The organism is Geodermatophilus sp. SYSU D00696, from assembly GCF_054050235.1.
In genome coordinates, this window is the sequence record NZ_JBJGYY010000025.1 from 34234 (window position 1) to 53148 (window position 18915).

Annotated in this window: 17 protein-coding genes, 1 tRNA gene and 1 pseudogene; 11 read left to right on the plus strand and 8 right to left on the minus strand. The window is 73.9% G+C overall.

The window, feature by feature from the left end; genetic code table 11:
• Nucleotides 1-7 precede the first annotated feature (7 nt).
• Nucleotides 8-1300 carry an extracellular solute-binding protein gene (locus tag ACI79O_RS16200; RefSeq protein WP_456887593.1) on the minus strand — a complete coding sequence of 431 codons (1293 nt, stop codon included), beginning with the start codon at nt 1298-1300 and terminating at the stop codon, nt 8-10.
• A gap of 103 nt (nt 1301-1403) precedes the next feature.
• Between ACI79O_RS16200 and ACI79O_RS16205 the strand changes: the two genes are divergently transcribed.
• From ACI79O_RS16205 to ACI79O_RS16230, 6 genes are all read left to right on the plus strand, one after another.
• A complete protein-coding gene (locus ACI79O_RS16205) occupies nt 1404-2675 on the plus strand; it encodes an endo-1,4-beta-xylanase (protein WP_456914654.1) in 1272 nt (423 codons plus the stop codon).
• Nucleotides 2676-2733: 58 nt separating this feature from the next.
• Nucleotides 2734-5085, plus strand: a complete 2352-nt coding sequence (locus ACI79O_RS16210) for a beta-xylosidase/alpha-l-arabinosidase (RefSeq protein WP_456914655.1) — start codon at nt 2734-2736, stop codon at nt 5083-5085.
• Nucleotides 5085-6071 carry an acetylxylan esterase gene (locus ACI79O_RS16215; protein ID WP_456887587.1) on the plus strand — a complete coding sequence of 329 codons (987 nt, stop codon included), beginning with the start codon at nt 5085-5087 and terminating at the stop codon, nt 6069-6071. The genes ACI79O_RS16210 and ACI79O_RS16215 overlap by 1 nt, the downstream gene beginning before the upstream one ends.
• Complete coding sequence (arfA, locus tag ACI79O_RS16220) at nt 6071-7573, plus strand: arabinosylfuranosidase ArfA (protein ID WP_456914656.1); 1503 nt, start codon at nt 6071-6073, stop codon at nt 7571-7573. The genes ACI79O_RS16215 and arfA overlap by 1 nt, the downstream gene beginning before the upstream one ends.
• Before the next feature lie 73 nt (nt 7574-7646).
• Nucleotides 7647-8720 carry an ABC transporter ATP-binding protein gene (locus tag ACI79O_RS16225; RefSeq protein ID WP_456887583.1) on the plus strand — a complete coding sequence of 358 codons (1074 nt, stop codon included), beginning with the start codon at nt 7647-7649 and terminating at the stop codon, nt 8718-8720.
• On the plus strand, nt 8717-9634 hold the full coding sequence (locus ACI79O_RS16230) for an aldose 1-epimerase family protein (RefSeq protein ID WP_456887581.1): 918 nt from the start codon (nt 8717-8719) through the stop codon (nt 9632-9634). Before ACI79O_RS16225 ends, ACI79O_RS16230 begins: the two co-directional genes overlap by 4 nt.
• A 39-nt stretch (nt 9635-9673) precedes the next feature.
• Here ACI79O_RS16230 and ACI79O_RS16235 read toward each other — a convergent pair whose 3' ends face one another.
• Entirely contained in the window at nt 9674-9961 is a 288-nt protein-coding gene (locus ACI79O_RS16235; RefSeq protein ID WP_456875688.1) for a hypothetical protein, read from the minus strand.
• Nucleotides 9958-10293 (minus strand): hypothetical protein, encoded by a 336-nt coding sequence (locus tag ACI79O_RS16240; RefSeq protein ID WP_456887579.1) that lies wholly within the window; start codon nt 10291-10293, stop codon nt 9958-9960. Before ACI79O_RS16240 ends, ACI79O_RS16235 begins: the two co-directional genes overlap by 4 nt.
• 231 nt (nt 10294-10524) lie before the next feature.
• On the opposite strand from ACI79O_RS16240, the gene aroH reads away from it, so the two are divergent.
• Genes aroH through der form a run of 3 tightly spaced genes read left to right on the plus strand, consistent with a single transcriptional unit; the run spans nt 10525 to nt 12952 of the window.
• The gene (aroH, locus tag ACI79O_RS16245; RefSeq protein WP_456875686.1) at nt 10525-10887 is read left to right on the plus strand and encodes a chorismate mutase; all 363 of its coding nucleotides are present in this window, start codon (nt 10525-10527) and stop codon (nt 10885-10887) included.
• A gap of 17 nt (nt 10888-10904) precedes the next feature.
• Complete coding sequence (gene cmk, locus ACI79O_RS16250) at nt 10905-11609, plus strand: (d)CMP kinase (protein ID WP_456887577.1); 705 nt, start codon at nt 10905-10907, stop codon at nt 11607-11609.
• Nucleotides 11606-12952, plus strand: coding sequence for a ribosome biogenesis GTPase Der (gene der / locus ACI79O_RS16255; protein ID WP_456887575.1), 1347 nt, complete (start codon nt 11606-11608; stop codon nt 12950-12952). Before cmk ends, der begins: the two co-directional genes overlap by 4 nt.
• A 6-nt stretch (nt 12953-12958) precedes the next feature.
• Here the strand turns inward: der and ACI79O_RS16260 are convergent, their stop codons facing one another.
• The gene (locus ACI79O_RS16260) at nt 12959-14473 is read right to left on the minus strand and encodes an MDR family MFS transporter (protein WP_456887574.1); all 1515 of its coding nucleotides are present in this window, start codon (nt 14471-14473) and stop codon (nt 12959-12961) included.
• 137 nt (nt 14474-14610) lie between these two features.
• On the opposite strand from ACI79O_RS16260, the gene ACI79O_RS16265 reads away from it, so the two are divergent.
• Nucleotides 14611-14684, plus strand: a tRNA-Pro gene (locus ACI79O_RS16265).
• Between the two features lie 186 nt (nt 14685-14870).
• Here the strand turns inward: ACI79O_RS16265 and ACI79O_RS16270 are convergent.
• The 4 genes and pseudogenes from ACI79O_RS16270 to ACI79O_RS16285 form a co-directional block, all read right to left on the minus strand.
• Nucleotides 14871-15146, minus strand: coding sequence for a tyrosine-type recombinase/integrase (locus ACI79O_RS16270; RefSeq protein ID WP_456887573.1), 276 nt, complete (start codon nt 15144-15146; stop codon nt 14871-14873).
• Between the two features lie 68 nt (nt 15147-15214).
• Nucleotides 15215-15730, minus strand: a pseudogene (locus tag ACI79O_RS16275) (tyrosine-type recombinase/integrase); the annotation flags it as partial.
• A 390-nt stretch (nt 15731-16120) separates the two neighbouring features.
• Complete coding sequence (locus tag ACI79O_RS16280; RefSeq protein WP_456887571.1) at nt 16121-16429, minus strand: helix-turn-helix domain-containing protein; 309 nt, start codon at nt 16427-16429, stop codon at nt 16121-16123.
• 294 nt (nt 16430-16723) lie between these two features.
• Nucleotides 16724-16948 (minus strand): hypothetical protein, encoded by a 225-nt coding sequence (locus ACI79O_RS16285; protein WP_456887569.1) that lies wholly within the window; start codon nt 16946-16948, stop codon nt 16724-16726.
• A gap of 653 nt (nt 16949-17601) precedes the next feature.
• On the opposite strand from ACI79O_RS16285, the gene ACI79O_RS16290 reads away from it, so the two are divergent.
• Nucleotides 17602-18390, plus strand: coding sequence for a ZIP family metal transporter (locus tag ACI79O_RS16290; protein ID WP_456887567.1), 789 nt, complete (start codon nt 17602-17604; stop codon nt 18388-18390).
• Nucleotides 18391-18915 lie beyond the last annotated feature (525 nt).

Below are 18915 nucleotides of genomic sequence, written 5' to 3' on the forward strand. Positions count from 1 at the left end.
GGTCGGATCACTGCTCCTGGTCGGCGGCCTGCTGGGTCTGGTCCACGATGTCCTGCGGCGTCGCCTCGCCGGCGAACATCAGGGCGATCGCGTCGTTCATCGCACCGCCGACGGAGGCCCCGAAGGCGGTGTCGAAGTAGAGCTGCACGTACGGCGCCGCGTCGCGGACCTCGAGCAGCTGGGCGAGGGCCGGGTCGGAGACGGCGCCCGCGGCGGCGGGGTTCGTCGGCAGACCCATGTCGTTCTCGGCGAAGCCGGTCTGCACCTCGTCGGAGAGCAGGTACTTCACGAGGTCGACCGCCGCGTCGGGAGCCTCCTGCGAGACCGCCCACGCGTCGCCACCACCGAGCTGGGCGTCGGGGTCACCCTCGCCGCCCTGGACCGCCGGGAACGGGAACCAGCCGGTCTTGTCGCCGAGGCCCTGGCCGTCCTCGGTGAGGCCCTGCATGACGCCGGGCTCCCAGTGGCCGGTCAGCTCCATCGCGACCTGCCCGGTCGCGAGCAGGCCGGAGGCCGAGGTGGCACCCTCCTGCGCCGGCGTCGTCAGGAAGCCGGGGTTGAAGGGCTCGGTGCCGATCAGCGACTCGAGCTCCTCGCCCGCCTGGACGAAGCACGGGTCGGAGAAGTCGAGGCTGGTGACGGCGTCGGTCAGCACGTCCTCGGAGCAGGCGCGCACCGCCGTGTAGTACCAGTAGTGGGCGGCCGGCCACTTGTCGCCCGCGCCGAGCGAGATCGGCGTGATGCCGGCGCCCTTGAGGGTCTCGATGGTGGAGGCCAGCTCCTCCATCGTGGTCGGCGGCGCCGTGATGCCCGCCTGCTGGAAGAGCTCGGTGTTGTACCAGAAGCCCACGACGCCGACGGAGAACGGCAGCGCGTAGGTCTGGTCCTCGACCTGCCAGCCCGACACCTGGCCGCCGATCTTCTCGATCTCCTCGGCCGCGTCCTCGGACAGGTCGCGGACCATGCCGGCCTCCACGTGGTCGGCGAGCTCACCGCCGCCGCGCTCCATGTAGACGTCCGGCACGTCGCCGCTCTGGAACGCCGCCTCGAGCTTGTCGACCATGTCCTCGTGGGCCATGGCGACGACCTCGACCTCGACGCCGGGGTTGGCCTCCTCGAAGTCGGCGGCCACCTGCTCGTAGTAGCCCTTGCCGGGCTCGTTGTTCGAGTTGTGCCACCAGGTGATCGTGTTGTCGTCGCCCCCGGAGGCGCTGCTGTCGCCACCGCCGCAGGCAGTGGCCGTCAGCAGCACCGCGCTGCTGCACAGCACCGAGAGGGCTGCTCGTCCCGAACGCCGCATGTCTGACTCCTTCGTCCTTCGCACGCCGCGGTGGCGTGGAACACACCAACGAAGGTCGCAGCCGGGACTTGCGCTGTCAATCGTTGTCGATAACGATTTCCTCGTGACCTGTTCCACATCTACGGACGCCGTCCGCCGCATCGAGGGCACCGTCATCGTGCGCTCCGCCGACGGCTCGCCCTGCCCCGACACGGACGTGCTGGTCGAGCAGGTCCGGCACGACGTCGCCTTCGGCAACATCGGCTTCGACTTCGTCGGGCTGGCCAACGGCGAGCACGGCGAGGGGCGCGAGAACGTCTTCGGCGGAGCCGACCCGGAGGCGGCCGAGCGGCTCGAGGACCTCTGGCTGGACGTGTTCAACACCGCGACCCTGCCGTTCTACTGGGCCGGCTTCGAGCCGGTCGAGGGGCAGCCCGACACCCGGCGCCTGCAGGCGGCGGCCGCGTGGTTCCGCGACCGGGGGGTGTCCGTCAAGGGCCACCCGCTGGTCTGGCACACGCTCGCCCCGGACTGGCTGGTGGAGTACTCCGACGACGAGGTCGAGGAGATCGTGCGGGCGCGGGTCCGGCGCGAGGTCACGTCCTTCGCGGGCCTGGTGGACACGTGGGACGCGATCAACGAGGTCGTGATCATGCCGGTGTTCGCGAACGAGGACCGGCAGAACGCGATCACCCGGCTGAGCCGCCGCATCGGCCGCATCCCGACCATCCGCCTGGCCTTCGAGGAGGCCCGCCGGGCGAACCCGGCGACGACCCTCGTGCTCAACGACTTCAACCTCTCGACGGCGTACGAGTGCCTGGTCGAGGGGGTGCTCGAGGCCGGCGTGCAGGTCGACGCGATCGGGCTGCAGAGCCACATGCACCAGGGCTACTGGGGCGAGGAGCGGACGCAGGAGGTCCTCGAGCGGTTCGCCCGCTACGGCCTCCCGCTGCACTGGACCGAGACGACGCTGGTGTCCGGCGACCTGATGCCCCCGGAGATCGTCGACCTCAACGACCACCAGGTCGACGAGTGGCCCTCGACCCCCGAGGGCGAACAGCGGCAGGCCGACGAGATCGTCCGCCACTACCGGACGCTGCTGTCCCACCCCGCGGTCGAGGCCGTGACCTACTGGGGGATCACCGACCGGGGGGCCTGGCTCGGCGCCCCCGCGGGACTGGTGCGGGCCGACGGCACCCCCAAGCCGGCCTACGACGCCCTGCGGGGCCTGGTCAAGGACGAGTGGTGGCTCGCGCCGACCCGGCTGCGGACCGACGCCGAGGGCCGGGTCGCCGTGCGGGGGTGGGCCGGCGACTACACGGTGTCGATGGGCGACCGCTCCGCGTCGTGGCGGCTGCGGCCGGACGCGCCGCTGTCGGAGGTCACCCTGGCCTGACCGCCGCACCACCCGGCCGCACCAGCAACGCACGAGACAGGACGGACTCCCCCACAGCATGGGCACCAACGACGACACCGGCAGGAACACCCAGCAGGCGCCCTGGCGCGACACCGACCTCCCCGCCCGGGACAGGGTGGCGGACCTGATCCGGCGCATGACGCTGGAGGAGAAGGTCGCCCAGCTCTACGGCGTCTGGGTGGGCATCGACGCGACCGCGGGCGAGGTCGCGCCGCACCAGCACGAGATGGCCGCCGCGCCGGTGGACTGGGAGGAGCTGATCCGCAGCGGGCTCGGGCAGCTGACCCGCCCGTTCGGCACCGCGCCGGTCGACCCGCTGGTGGGGGCCAAGGGCCTCGCGGAGAGCCAGCGGGCGATCACGGCCGCCGGGCGCCACGGGATCCCCGCCCTGGTGCACGAGGAGTGCCTCACCGGGCTCGCGGCGTGGACCGCGACCGCGTTCCCCTCGCCGCTGTGCTGGGGAGCCAGCTTCGACCCGGACCTCGTCGAGCGCATGGGCGCGCTGATCGGGCAGGGCATGCGCCGGCTCGGCGTCCACCAGGGGCTCGCCCCGGTGCTCGACGTCGCCCGCGACCTGCGCTGGGGCCGGGTCGAGGAGACCATCGGCGAGGACCCGCACCTGGTCGGCACCATCGGCAGCGCCTACGTCCGCGGCCTGCAGTCCAGCGGCATCGTGGCCACCCTCAAGCACTTCGTCGGCTACTCCGCCTCGCGGGCGGGGCGCAACCTCGCGCCCGTCTCCGCCGGGCCCCGGGAGATCGCCGACGTGCTCCTCCCGCCGTTCGAGATGGCGCTGCGGGCCGGTGCCCGCTCGGTGATGAACTCCTACACCGACGTCGACGGCGTGCCCGCGGCGGCGGACCCGGCGCTGCTCACGACCCTGCTGCGGGAGACCTACGGGTTCACCGGCACCGTGGTCGCCGACTACTTCTCCATCGCCTTCCTGCAGACCCTGCACGGCGTCGCCGGGTCGCCGGCGGAGGCGGCCGCGCGCGCCCTCGAGGCCGGCATCGACGTGGAGCTGCCGACCGTGGCCTGCTACGGCCAGCCGCTGGTCGAGGCGGTGCGCGGCGGGGCCGTCGACGAGGGCCTGGTGGACCGGGCGCTGCGCCGGGTGCTGCTGCAGAAGTGCGAGCTGGGCCTGCTCGACCCCGACTGGTCGCCGGACTCGCCGGCCGTCGTCGACGGCGCGGTCGACCTCGACTCCGCGGAGTCCCGGGCCGTCGCCGGGGAGCTCGCCCGCCGCTCGGTGGTGCTGCTGGCCAACGACGGGACGCTGCCGCTGCGGGCGGGGCTCCGCCTGGCGGTGGTGGGTCCCCGCGCCGACACCGCGCAGGCGATGCTGGGCTGCTACTCCTTCCCGATGCACGTCGGCGTGCACCACCCCGACGTGCCCGTGGGCGTCGACATCCCGACGCTCGCCGACGCGCTGCGGGCGGCTCCGGAGGCGTTCGACGTCGTGGTCGCCGAGGGCTGCCCGGTGCTGGGCGGCGACGACGAGGGCATCGCGGCCGCCGCGCGCGCCGCGGCCGACGCCGACGTCTGCGTCGCCGTCCTCGGTGACCAGGCCGGCCTGTTCGGCAACGGCACCTCGGGGGAGGGCTGCGACGCGGTCGACCTGCGGCTGCCCGGCCGCCAGGAGGAGCTGCTCGAGGCCCTGCTCGCGACCGGGAAGCCGGTCGTGCTGGTCCTGCTCGTCGGGCGCCCCTACGAGCTGTCGCGCCAGGTCGACCGGCTCGCCGCCGTGGTCTGCGGGTTCTTCCCCGGCGAGGAGGGCGGGCCGGCGGTGGCCGACGTCCTCAGCGGGCGGGTGTCCCCGTCGGGCCGGCTGCCGGTGAGCTTCCCGCGCGCGGGGAGCAGCCAGCCGGCGACCTACCTCGCCGCACCCCTGGGCCGGCGCACCGACGTGAGCACGGTGGACCCGACCCCGCTGTTCCCGTTCGGGCACGGGCTGGGCTACGGCGCCGCCACCTGGGCCGGCGTCCGCGCGGTCGGCGGGCCGGAGTGGGACACCGACGGCACCGCCGAGGTGGAGGTCGAGCTCCGCAACGACACCGACCGCGAGGTCACCGAGGTGGTGCAGGTCTACCTGCACGACCCCGTGGCCGAGGTGGTCCGCCCGGTGCAGGCCCTCCTCGCCGCCCGGCGGGTCGACCTCCCGGCTGGGACCGGCGCGACCGTGCGGTTCACCCTGCACGCCGACCTCACCTCCTTCACCGGGCGTGACGGCGCGCGGATCGTCGAGCCGGGCCAGGTGGAGCTGCGGGTGGGCGCCTCCAGCGCCGACGTGCGGGAGGTGCTGCCGTTCACCCTCACCGGCGGCCGCCGCGCCGTCGGCGTCGACCGCCGGTTGCACCCCGAGAGCGTCGTCCGGCGGAGCGGGGCCTGATGCCGCAGACCGACCTCCCGCTGGAGGAGCTCCGGCGCTACCGCCCGGAGCTCCCGGCCCCGGACGACCTCTGGGACTTCTGGGCGGCGACCCTGGCCGAGGCGGCCGAGCGGCCGCTGGACGTGTCCTGCACGCCGGTCGACGGCGGGCTGCTGACCGTCGAGACCCAGGACGTGTCCTTCGCCGGCTCCGGCGGGTCGGAGGTCCGCGCCTGGCTGCACCTGCCCGCCCGTGCGCTGCGCGGGGACGGCCCGCTGCCCGGGGTCGTCCAGTTCCAGGGCTACAACGGCGGGCGGGGACTGCCCCACGAGCACGTCCTCTGGGCGTCGGCGGGGTACGCGCAGCTCGTCGTCGACACCCGCGGCCAGGGGAGCGGCTGGGCCGTGGGGAGCACCGGCGACCCGGTCGGCTCCGCCGCCGCGCAGCCCGGGTTCACGACCCGCGGCGTGCTCGCACCGGAGGACTACTACTACCGGCGCGTCTACACCGACGCGACGAGGGCGCTCGAGGTGCTCCGGAGCCACCCGGAGGTCGACGGCGAGCGGGTCGCGGTGACCGGCATCAGCCAGGGCGGCGGGATCGCGCTGGCCGTCGCCGCGCTCGCCGACGGGGTGCGGGCGGTCATGCCCGACGTGCCGTTCCTCTGCGACTTCCCCCGGGCGGCGCGCATCGCCGCCGGCGACCCGTACGCCGAGATCTCCCGGTACCTCGGGGCCCACCGCGACCACGTGGACCGCGTCTTCCGGACGCTCTCCTACTTCGACGGCGCGGTCCTCGGCCGCAGGGCGTCCGCGCCGGCCCTGTTCTCCGTCGCCCTCATGGACGAGATCTGCCCGCCGTCGACGGTCTTCGCGGCGTACGCCGCCTACGGCGGGCCCAAGGAGATCGAGGTCTACCCGTTCAACGACCACGAGGGCGGGCAGGCCTTCCAGCAGCGGGCGCAGCTGGCCTGGCTGGGCGGGGTGCTCGGGGCGCGGGGGGTCTGATGCTGCGCGCACGCCTCGCCGTCGACCCGGCGCGACCGGTGGGCCCGGTGTCCCGCCGGCTCTTCGGCGCGTTCGTCGAGCACATGGGACGCGGCGTGTACGGCGGCATCCACGAGCCGGGGCACCCGCAGGCCGACGAGGACGGCTTCCGCCGGGACGTGGTCGACCTGGTCCGGGAGCTCGGGGTGACCACGGTCCGGTACCCCGGCGGGAACTTCGTCTCCGGCTTCCGGTGGGAGGACAGCGTGGGGCCGCGGGACCAGCGCCCCGTCCGGCTCAACCTCGCCTGGCACAGCACGGAGACCAACGAGGTCGGGCTGCACGAGTTCGCCGCGTGGCTGGAGCGGGTCGGCGCCGAGCTCATGCTGGCCGTCAACCTCGGCACCCGGGGCACGCTCGAGGCGCTGGACCTGCTCGAGTACGCGAACGTGCCCGCCGGGACCACGCTCGCCGACCAGCGGGTCCGCAACGGCCGCCCGCAGCCGTTCGACGTCCGGATGTGGTGCCTGGGCAACGAGATGGACGGCCCGTGGCAGCTCGGCCAGCTGTCGGCGGAGGACTACGGCAAGCTCGCCGCCCGGACCGCGAAGGCCATGCGCCAGCTCGACCCGGGCCTCGAGCTGGTGGCCTGCGGCTCGTCCGGCGCCGGCATGCCGACCTTCGGCGAGTGGGAGCGGACCGTCCTCACCCACGCCTACGACGACGTGGACTACATCTCCTGCCACGCGTACTACGAGGAGAAGGACGGCGACCTCGGCTCCTTCCTCGCCTCCGCGACGGACATGGACCGGTTCATCGAGACCGTCGTCGCCACCGCCGACCACGTGAAGGCCGTGCGCAAGAGCCCCCGGACGATCGACATCTCGTTCGACGAGTGGAACGTCTGGTACCTGTCGAAGGTCCCGGCCGGCCTCGCCAAGCGCATCGACGACTGGCCCCTCGCGCCACCCGTCAGCGAGGAGCCCTACACCGTGGCCGACGGCGTCGTCGTCGGGAGCCTGCTGATGTCGCTGCTCCGGCACGCCGACCGGGTCACGAGCGCCTCGCTCGCCCAGCTCGTCAACGTGATCGCCCCGATCGCGGCCGAGCCGCACGGACCGGCGTGGCGCAAGGCGACGTTCTTCCCGTTCGCGACGACCGCCCGCCTGGCGCGCGGCGTCTCCCTCCGGGTGGACGTCGACTGCCCCGGCTCCGACACCGCCGAGTACGGCGAGGTGCCGGTCGTCGACGCCGCCGCCACGACCGACGACGGCCGGGCCGCGCTCTTCCTCGTGAACCGCTCGCAGACGGAGGAGGCGGAGGTCACCGTCGACCTCGCCCCGCTGGGGGTGGGCGCCGTCGAGGAGGCGCTGACCCTCTCCGACCCAGACCCGTACGCGGCGAACACGAGCGACGACCAGGACCGGGTCCGGCTGCGGCCCAACGACCGGGCAGCCGTGACCGGGGGCAGCCTCCGGGTCGTCCTGCCGCCGGTCTCCTGGACGGCGCTCTCCCTCTCCTGACCGCGAACCCCGACGCCCCCCGACCACCGACCAGCACGACCGGCACCGTCGCCGTACCCCTGAGGAGCACCCCATGGCCACCGTCACCTACGACTCCGCGACCCGCCGCTACGCCGGCGCGGAGCGCCCCGCCGTCGACGCGCTCGACCTGGAGGTCGCCGACGGCGAGTTCCTCGTGCTGGTCGGCCCGTCGGGCTGCGGCAAGTCCACGTCGCTCCGGATGCTGGCCGGTCTCGAGGACGTCGACGGCGGCCGCATCCTCATCGGCGACCGGGACGTCACCGACCTGCCGCCCAAGGACCGTGACATCGCGATGGTCTTCCAGAACTACGCGCTGTACCCGCACATGACCGTCGCCGACAACATGGCCTTCGGGCTGAAGATGGCCGGGGTCGGCAGGGCCGAGTCGGCCTCGCGGGTGCGCGAGGCGGCCCGGCTGCTCGACCTCGAGCAGTACCTCGACCGCAGGCCGAAGGCCCTCTCGGGCGGTCAGCGGCAGCGGGTCGCGATGGGCCGGGCGATCGTCCGCCGGCCGCAGGCCTTCCTCATGGACGAGCCGCTGTCCAACCTCGACGCCAAGCTGCGGGTGCAGACCCGCACCCAGATCGCGTCGCTGCAGCGCCGGCTGGGCACCACCACGGTGTACGTCACCCACGACCAGACCGAGGCGATGACCATGGGCGACCGGGTCGCGGTGCTCCGCGACGGGCTGCTGGTGCAGGTCGGCACGCCGCGCGAGCTCTACGACCGGCCGCGCAACGCGTTCGTCGCGGGCTTCATCGGCTCGCCGGCGATGAACCTCCTCGAGCTGCCGGTCGCCGACGGCGGGGTGCGGCTGGGCGCGGACGTGCACCCGGTGGCCCGCGAGGTCCTGGCCGCGGCCGGCGCGGACCGCGTCGTGCTCGGCGTGCGGCCCGAGGACCTCGAGATGAGCGTGTCGGGCCTGCCCGTGGAGGTCGACGTCGTCGAGGAGCTCGGCGCCGACGCCTTCGTCTACGGGCACGCCGACACCGGGGCGGAGCGGCACCCCGTGACGGTGCGCGTCGACGGCCGCCGTCCCCCGGCCAAGGGCGACGTCCTGCAGGTCGCCCCGCGGCCCGGGCACGTGCACCTGTTCTCCGCCGTCGACGGCGAGCGTCTCGGGTGAGCGTCCTCCCGACCGGCGAGCAGCACGTCCTGCGCAGCGGGGACGCCGAGGCCGTCGTCGTCGAGGTGGGCGGCGGCCTGCGCACCTACACCGCCGGGGGCCGCGACGTCGTCGACGGATACGGCGCGGGGGAGATGGCCCTCGACGTGCGCGGCAACGTGCTGGCGCCCTGGCCCAACCGGCTGCGCGACGGCGTCTGGCACTGGGACGGGCAGGAGCTGCGCACCCCGGTCACCGAGCCGGAGCGGGGGACGGCGATCCACGGGCTGGTCCGCTTCGCGGCCTGGCGGCTGCTGGCCCGCAGCGACGACTCGGTGGTGCTCGAGCACCTGCTGCACCCGCAGACGGGCTACCCGTTCGCGCTGCGGCTGCGGGTCGGGTACGAGCTGTCGGCCGAGGGGCTGCGGGTCACGACGACGGCGACCAACGAGGGGGAGACCGACCTGCCCTACGGCGAGGGCCACCACCCCTACCTCGCCGCGCCGGCCGGGCTGCGGGTCGACGACTGCACCCTGGTGCTCCCCGCCGCGACCCGGCTGACCACCGACGACCGGCTGCTGCCCACCGGCACCGAGCCGGTGGAGGGCACGCCGTTCGACCTGCGCGCGGGGCGCCGGATCGGGGACCTGCGGGTCGACGACTGCTTCACCGACCTCGCGCGCGACGCCGACGGGAACATCGAGGTGCGGTTCACCGGCCCCGACGGCCGCGGCGCCGCGCTGTGGGCCGACGCGTCCTACACGCACCTGCAGGTGTTCACCGGTGACGCCGTCGAGCCGCCGTCGCGGCGCCGTCGCGGCCTGGCCGTCGAGCCGATGACCTGCCCGCCCGACGCGCTCCGCAGCGGCGTGGGCGTGCGCCGGCTGGCGCCGGGGGAGTCGACCACCGGCACCTGGGGGATCCGCCCGCTCTGAACCTGTGCGGCCTTCGTAGCGACAAAGGCACCCAGGGGCTCAGGTCGTCAGAGCGAGGCAGATCCAGCACAGGGGGTCGCCGGCCTCGGCGCGGTCGTCGGGCCAGGACCACTCGGCCGGGTCGAGGAGGACGACCGGCGCCAGGCACACCGACCGGCCCATGACGAGGCCGTCCCCGCTCACCGCGTGCAGGCGGCCCAGGGGCACGCGCAGCGACCCGCCGGTGCGGTAGAAGGGCCGCACCGCATCCGCCCCCACCGTCCAGCGCCCACCGGGCCCGGTGTCCGGGCACCCGGCCCCCTCGGGGACCTGCCGGCCGCCGGTCACCGCAGCACCTCGAGGTCGCCGGGCAGCCGCCGGGCGAGCTCGGCGAGGAACGCGGCGGCGTCGTCGGTGACGGTCGCCGACCCCAGTCGCACGACGACCGGCTGGTGGCCCAGCCGCCGGAGCGCGGTGACGGTCCGGCCCAGCGCCTCGGCGCCCAGCCGGTCGAGGTGGCCGCGGAGGGAGACCGACCCCGCGCTCGGGTCGGTGCGCGCGGTGAGCAGCGGGGGCCGTGGGCCAGACGTCCCGCCGGTGGGCCGCGCGGCGGGGAGCGGTGCCGCCCCGGCCGCTCGCCGGCATCCGACGGCTCGGTGGTGGGCCTCGTCTCGACTCACGCCCCTACCGTGACGATTCCGTCCGTTTCTCCCCAGGGCCCTAGGTCCCCGAGGAGCGATCCATGCCCGTCTTCCGTTATCCCCAACTCATCCTCACACATGCCGGACGACGGTGCCCCCGGCGCCGATGACGGCACCTGGGGGAGGACGGGTCCGGGTGGGTGGCGGGCGGAACCTAGACTCGACCGGGCACCCAGGATCGGGGAGCCCGATCGACCGAGGAGGGTGCACGTGGCCGTACGGGCCATCCGGGGCGCGACACAGGTGGACGCCGACGACCGCGACCAGGTGCTCGAGGCCACCCGCGAGCTGGTGAGCGCCGTGGTGGAGCGCAACGCGCTGCGCTCCGACGACATCATCAGCATCCTGTTCACCGCGACACCGGACCTGGTCTCGGAGTTCCCCGCGCTCGCCGCACGGGAACTGGGCATGGGCGACGTGCCGCTCATCTGCGCCACCGAGATGGCGGTGCCGCACGCGCTGCCGCGGGTGCTGCGGCTGATGGCGCACGTGGAGACCGACCGGCCGCGTGCGGAGATCCAGCACGTGTACCTGCGCGGCGCGGTGGCGCTGCGGCGGGACATCGCCCAGTGAGCGAGGAGACGGGGAGCATGGAGACGACGAGCGGGTTCCGGGGCCAGGTGACCCTCGACGGCCCGTCGGGGACGGGCAAGTCCAGCGTCGCCCGGTCGGTGGCCGCCCGGCTGGGCGCGGCCTACCTCGACACCGGCGCCATGTACCGCGCCGCCACCGTGGCGGTGCTCGACGCCGGCGTCGACCCCGAGGACGCCGCGGCCGTGGCGCGCGTGGTGGCCGGCGCCCGCATCGAGGTGGGGACGGCGGCGGAGACCGAGCGGGTCGAGGTCGACGGCGCCGACGTCGCCGAGCGCATCCGCGGCGCCGAGGTGACCCGGCACGTGTCGGCGGTGTCGGCGGTGCCGTCGGTGCGCCGTCAGCTGGTCGACCAGCAGCGGTCGCTGGTGGGCGCGGTGGGCGCCGTCGTCGTCGAGGGCCGCGACATCGGCACCGTGGTGCTGCCGGAGGCGACGGTGAAGGTGTACCTCACCGCGGCGCCGGAGGCCCGCGCGCAGCGGCGGGCGCTGCAGCTGGGGATCAGCGATCCGGCGGAGGTGGCCGCGCTGGCCGCCGACCTGCGCCGCCGCGACGAGTACGACAGCAGCCGCGCGGACAGCCCGCTGCGGCCGGCCGCGGACGCGGTGATCGTGGACAGCACCGACCTGGGCCGGGAGGCCGTCGTCGACCGGGTGGTCGGGCTGGCGCTCGCGGCGGCCGGCCGGCGAGGGGTGGAGGCATGAGCGAGGAGGGCACCGGCGGTCCGCTGCCGGTGGTGGCGGTCGTCGGCCGCCCCAACGTGGGCAAGTCGACGCTGGTCAACCGGATCCTGGGCCGGCGGGCCGCGGTGGTGCAGGACGTCCCGGGCGTGACCCGCGACCGCATCTCCTACGAGGCGCTGTGGAACGGGCGGCGGTTCACCGTCACCGACACCGGCGGCTGGGACCCGAAGGCCGAGGGGCTGGGCGCGTCGATCACCCGCCAGGCGGAGTTCGCGATGCGCACCGCCGACGTCATCGTGCTCGTCGTCGACAGCACCGTGGGCGCCACCGACACCGACCTGGCCGCCGCGCGGATCCTGCGCCGCAGCGACCGGCCGGTGATCGTCGTGGCCAACAAGGTCGACGACGAGCGCAGCGAGGCCGGCGCCGCCGAGCTGTGGTCGCTGGGGCTGGGGGAGCCGCAGCCGGTCAGCGCGCTGCACGGCCGGGGGTCGGGCGACCTGCTCGACTTGGTCCTCGACGCGCTGCCCGAGGCGCCGCGCGAGCAGCCGGAGGAGGGCGGCCCGCGCCGGGTGGCGCTGGTGGGGCGGCCCAACGTGGGCAAGTCGAGCCTGCTCAACCGGCTGGCCCGGGAGGAGCGCTCGGTCGTCGACTCGGTGGCCGGCACCACCGTGGACCCGGTCGACTCGATCATCACCCTCGGCGGCGAGGAGTGGCGCTTCGTCGACACCGCCGGGCTGCGGCGCAAGGTCAACACCGCCAGCGGCACCGAGTACTACGCCAGCCTGCGCACCGAGGCCGCGATCCAGGCCGCCGAGGTCGCCGTCGTCCTGCTGGCCGCCGACGAGGTCATCAGCGAACAGGACCAGCGGGTGATCACCCAGGTCATCGAGGCGGGGCGTGCGCTGGTCATCGCGTTCAACAAGTGGGACACCCTCGACGAGGACCGGCACGCCCAGCTCGAGCGCGAGATCGAGCGCGACCTCGCCCGCGTGCGCTGGGCCAGCCGGCTGAACATCTCGGCGGCGACCGGCCGCGGGGTGGGCAAGCTGCCCGAGCACCTGCGGGCGGCGCTCGCCTCCTGGGAGACCCGGGTGCCGACGGCGGAGCTCAACGCCTACGTGCGCCAGCTGGTGCAGGAGACGCCGCCCCCGGCCCGCGGCGGGCGCGCGCCGAAGATCAAGTACGTGACCCAGGCCGACGTCCGGCCGCCGCGGTTCGTCGTGTTCTCCACCGGCTTCCTCGAGGCCGGCTACCGGCGGTTCCTCGAGCGCAAGCTGCGCGAGCGGTGGGGCTTCGGCGGCACGCCGATCGACATCTCGGTGAAGGTCCGCGAGGGCCGGGGCGGCGACCGGCGCGGCTGACCGGGGTCAGTCCGCCGGCGCGGGGTCGCTGTCGAAGCGCAGCGGCTCGGTCCGCCGGGGCATGGCCAGCACCGCCAGGGCGATGACGACGGCGGTCAGCGCCGTCGCGACGAAGACGCCGTGCGAGGCCGCGTGCAGGCTGTCCCGGGCGAACTCGGCGACCGCGCCGCCCTGGGACAGCGCGGCGGTCGTGCTGTCGACGTCGGTGGGCACCTGGCCGTCGAGCCCGGGCGGCGGTGCGGCGAAGCGGGCGGCCAGCGTGGTGTTGGCGATCGCGCCGAACACCGCGGCGCCGACCGCCGAGCCCATCGAGCGGGAGAACATGTTGGTGGCGGTGACGACGCCGCGCCGGTCCCAGCCGACGACCGACTGCACCGCGACGATCAGCGGCGCCGACGACAGCCCCAGGCCCGCGCCGGTGACGAACATCCACGCCCCGACCTGCCACAGGTGCGCGCCGGGGGCGAGCAGCGCCGTCCCCGCGGTCCCGAGGACGGCGAGGGCGGTGCCGAGCAGCGCCGTGGTGCGGAACCCGATCCGCAGGTAGAGCCGGCCCGACAGGCTGGCCGCGATCGGCCAGCCGAGGGTGAGGGCCGCGAGCGCGAAGCCGGCCTCCAGCGCGCTGGCGCCGAGCACGCCCTGCGCCCAGGTGGGCAGGTAGGAGCTCAGCCCGATGAGCAGCGCGCCGAGCCCGAAGGCGGCGACGTTGCCGGTGAGCAGGATGCGGCGGCGCAGCACCCACGGCGGCAGCACCGGCTCGGCCGCCCGCCGCTCGACGAGGGCGAAGGCGACCAGCAGGACGACCGCCGTGGCGAGGACCGCGAGGGAGACCGCCGACGTCCAGGCCCAGGCGCTGCCGCCCTGCAGCAGGCCGAGGATGAGCAGCGCGGCGCCGGCCGAGAGCAGCACGGCGCCGGCGGCGTCGAACCGGTGCTCGCGGCGCTCGACCCGCTCGGTCCACCGGCGGAGCAGGGCGACGAAGGCCAGCGCGCCGAGCGGCAGGTTGACCAGGAAGATCCAGCGCCAGGACAGGTGGTCGCTGAAGACGCCGCCGAGCGTGGGCCCCAGCACGGCGGAGATCGCCCACACCGAGGCGAGGTAACCCTGGACGCGGGCGCGCTCCTCGACGGTGTAGATGTCGCCGACGACGGTCATCCCGATCGGCTGGATCGCGCCGGCGCCGATGCCCTGCAGCGCCCGGCCCACGATGAGCGCCGGCATCGACCAGGCCAGGCCGCAGAACACCGAGGCCGCGACGAACACCGCGATGCCGAACAGCAGCACCGGCTTGCGGCCGTGGACGTCGGCGAGCTTGCCGTAGACCGGCACGGTGACCGCCTGCGTGAGCAGGTAGACGCTGAACAGCCAGGGGAACTGGCTGAACCCGCCGAGGTCGTCGACGACGGCGGGCACGGCGGTGGCGATGATCGTGCTGTCGAGCGCGATGAGCGCGGTGCTGAGCATGACCGCGCCGAGCACGGGGCCGCGCTCGGAGCGGAGCCCGACCGAGGCCCGGGTCACGGTTGTCACGAGCAACGACAAAGCCGGGGCGGCGCCGCTCATTCCCGGGCGGCGCGCGCCGGACCACCGGGGAGACCGAGGAGCGGGTGGGGTAACCTGCTCTGGCAGCGATCGGGCGGTGCGAGCCGCCCGGCGCTCGGGCTGTAGCGCAGCTTGGTAGCGCACTTGACTGGGGGTCAAGGGGTCGCAGGTTCAAATCCTGTCAGCCCGACAGCGGGAAACCGCAGCTCAGGGGCCGTGTCCGGAGAGATCCGGAACGGCCCCTGAGCGCTTCCTGGGGCGATTTGACCACCATTGTGACCACCATCAGCCGACCCTGAGTTCCCGTCGGTGCAGGCCAGACAGCCGTGGAGGCCCTCCCCGAGCTGGGCATCTCGGTGACGGAGAGCGATTGCGGCTACCGGTCGAGGTCGTCGCCGAGCAGGTCCATGGCCTGGCGGGCAACGTCGGGGGAGACGTGGCCGTAGATGTCGCCGGTGATGGCGATCGAGCTGTGGCCGAGGATCTCGAAGACCACCTTCAGCGGGACGCCGCCGGTGAGCAGCACGCTCGCCGCCGAGTGGCGCAAAGTGTGCAGCCCCGCCCTCGGCAGGCCGGCCTTCGTCGCCGCCACCCGCAGGGCCCGGAAGGCGTTCCGGGGATCGCAGGGCTCGCCGAACTCCGTGGTGAACACGAAGCCGGTCTCGCGCCACGCCGCGCCGGCTCGGCGCCGCTCGCGTCCTGGGCGGCGTGCACGGCCCGCAGCAGGTGCTCGGCGGGCGAGCTGATGGGCACGACGTGCTTGGACTTCGCGGTCTTGGGCTCGGTGACGACCAACGCTCCGTCGATCCGCGACAGCGTGCCGCGGACGCGCAGGGTGTGCCGCTCGAGGTCCACGTCGGACCAGCGCAGGGCAAGGGCCTCGCCGCGGCGCAGGCCGGTGTGCACCAGCAGCGCGAACAGCGGCGCGTAGCGGGTGCCGCGCGCGGCTTGCAGCAGAGCGGCGACCTGCACCGGCGTCAGGTGCGGGGCCTCCTTGATCGTGACCCGAGGCCGGCGGACCGCCGCGGCCGGATTGGACGCCAGCGCACCGTCGCGGACGGCGGTGTCCAGGATCGCTCGCAGAATCGTGTAGGCGGACCGGATCGTGGACTCCGCCAGGCCCTTGCGCCGGAGCTCGACCACCCAGCCCTCGACATGGGAGGGGCGGACCCTGTCCAGCGGCAGCCGTCCGAGAGGACTGCTGAGGATGTGGGTGCGGGCGACGCCGGCGTACATGACCTTGGTGTTGCGCTTGCGCTCGGACGCCTCCAACGACGTGCCGATCCAGTGCTGGGTGAAGGCCGCGACCGTCTCCTTCCGGTCGCGCGCCGGTTGCCCGCCCTCGATCCGCTTCCGGATCTCGGCGGCCTTGGCCCGCGCCTCCCGTGCCGTTTCGCCGTAGACGGTGTGCCGGCTCGCCCGGCCGGAGTCGTCGGTGACGCGGAGGTTGATCTGCCAGCGTCCGTCGGGCCGATGGCGCGGGGTCGAGCCCTCGCTGTTACCTCGTCGCCTGCTCGTCGACCGTGCTCGTGGCGTCTGAGGGCTCACCGCTGGCTCCTCCCTCGCCGCTCACCGAAGGACGAGTGTCGTGGGAAGGAGGGCTGCCCACCGTGGGGAGTCCACAGGTCACTCGGCCTGCGCCGGGGTGTGGACAAAGTCGAACAGCGCGCCCTGGTGCGGGCTCGTTTGGCTGCCTCGGCGCTGGCGCAGAGCTGGCGATGGTGGCGGGGGAGCCTGGAGGCGATCGACGTAGCGCTCGAGTTCTGCGCGCGGGAGACGGCAGCTGCGGCCGATGTGCACCGGCCGCAGGTCGCCGGCCTTCATGAGCGCATAGATCGTCGTGCGGCCGATGCGGAGGACCGTCGCCGCTTCCGCGGGCGTGAGCAGCAGGGGACTGCTGGCCAGCACATCCTGAAGGGGCTCCGGGTCGCCCATGTCCTCTCCCTCCCGGTTCGTTCGTTCCGCCCGCCGGCGGCGGACAGCGGCCACGCGCGGACGGCGGCTCAAGCGGTGCGTCCGTCGACGATGGGGGAGCGGCCTCGGGTGCCTCTCCAGTGCTTCTGCGACCAGGGATGTGCTGTCGACACGGCAGGGCAGCTCGGGGCTGCGACGGTCCTCCAGTTCCCGGAGCCTCAACTGGAGAAGGCCGCTCAGGACGCGTCCGAAGGCGGTCCGGAGATCGGCGCCATCAGTAGGCCTCCGGTACGCCCCTTGCCTCAGGCGCACTCGTCACCGGGATGTGTGTCGGGGACCCCAGATCGCGCGGCGCTCGTCGGCGGCTCGGAGGCGGACGTAGGGGCGGCGGTTGTAGGCCTCGAGGACGGCGTCGAGTGCCACGGACAGTCCGGAGAGGTCGCGGTCGTAGATCCGCCCGTCGTCGAGTTGCTGGGCGAGCTCCTGCAGCGCCTGGGGCCAGTCCCGGCGAGTGAGCGGCAGCCGCGTCGGGACCTCCACGCGCCGCTCGACGACCTGGACTGCGCTACGGCCGGAGGCCGCGGCCCGTGCTTGCTCCCAGGCGCGTTGCCGGCATGCCGGTGAGCACCAGGTGGGGATGCGCCCGCGAGCCTTCGGCTGGATCGGTCCGCCGCACCATCCGCAGGTCGTCGCCGCTCGGCGGCGATCACTCGGATCCGCTGCGGCGGAAGTTGCCTCTGCGCTTCCGACGTCGGCGCTGGGCGCAGGCTTCCGGGACGCCGCTGGTCGTGGCTGCTGACGGAGCTCCCGCTGTCCCCTCCGCTTCCTCACCATGGCAACCAGCGTATTCATCACGACGGAATTTGCACCCGACGGTGCATGAGGTGTGATGCCTCGTGATCTTGGACTCTCCGGTGCCGTTCGTCTCGGCCTGGGCAGCGCTTCGAAGCGGATAAGCGACGCGACTTGGCGGTCCGTGAGACGACACCGGCGCCCGGGGAGGCGTCTCTGAGGGCGGCTTCAGGGACAGCGGCACACACTGGTCGGGCGCACGTCGGCGGGCTGCTTCGCCGCGGTCAGCAATGGCTGAACCCCTGAGCCAGCGTGGTAGCGCACGTCGTGCCTCCCGGACCTGTTGCGAATCCGTGCACGAAGCCATATGGATCGCCGGCCCGACGCGTTAGGGAGAGCGGATGAGGCAGGCCGTGTTCTACGGAGTCGTGGCGTCCAGCCCGTTGATCCTGGGCGCCTTTCTGGGCCTGAGGTTCCGCCTGCCCGAACGCTTGCTGGCGTCGGTGCTCGCGTTCGCCTCCGGGGCGTTGATCACCGCGCTCGCCTTCGAACTCTTCGAAGACTCCTACGAGCAGGGAGGGCTCTGGCGCGCCGGCCTCGGGATGGCCGTCGGTGCTGTCGTCTTCACAGTCCTCAGCGCTGCGCTGGACCGGTGGGCCCAGCCAGAGGAAGCACCGGAGGACCACGAGGAAGAGGGCAGCCCGAAACTCGACAAGGACGCTGCCACAGCCGATCGCCCGGCGACGGCGACGTCGACGAGAGGGGCCGCGGGGCTGGCACTCCTCGCCGCCGTGACCCTGGACGGTGTGCCGGAGAACGTCGCACTGGGAGTCTCCCTCGGTGAGGGGACAGGAGGCCTGGCCCTCCTGGCCGCAATCTTCGCTTCCAACCTCCCGGAGGCACTCGTGGGCAGCGCCTCGATGCAGGCCCAGGGGCGCTCCTCGCGATTCATCATCGGCACGTGGGCCGGCGCCGCTGTGCTGCTCGCGCTCGCCGTCGTCGTCGGCGCGGGACCGCTGTCGGCTGCCGACCCCACGACCATCTCCCTGCCGCTCGCCTTCGCTGCAGGAGCCGTGCTGGCCTCGCTCGCCGACACGCTCATGCCGGAGGCATACGAGCAGGGCGGACCGTCGGTGGCCTTGAGCACGACCGCAGGCTTCATCCTCTCGTTCCTGCTCGCGACACTCTGAGGCGCCGGCCCTGTTGCGAACTAGTGCCGTCGAGGAAGTGTCCTCGAGTGGGCCGCTGTGGGACAGGCGACGAACTCACGGTGGTGGAACCGGTGACCACGTCGCACCCGGGTCTCGCCCTGGCGGCTCACTGGTCGGTCGTCGGGCCGAGCAGTCCGTCGACCAGCGACGAGCCTGGGAGGGCGGGCGCCAGGACGGGCACTGCTTCTGACGGCCGTAGTCAAATCGTTGCCCGCAGCTCAGCGAGCACAGGGCGCGCGCCCGTGACGGCCGCCGCCGGCTCCCTGGCGGGACCGGCCTACGGGCCACGGCGCGCTGCCCTGCGGCGGTGCACGTAGCCCTCGAAGGTCCGTCGCGGCTAGTGCTGGTCATCCTCAGGCCGGCCGGAGGTGGCCTTCTGGAGTGGGGTTACCCGCCGCAGATTGGGCCCCGGGGGTGAGCCAGTGACCTCACTGGTTCGAGGAAGCGCCCCGGAGCGTGACGGTGGTCGAGCCATAGAAGCCTCGGGTCCTGCCGGTGCCGTTG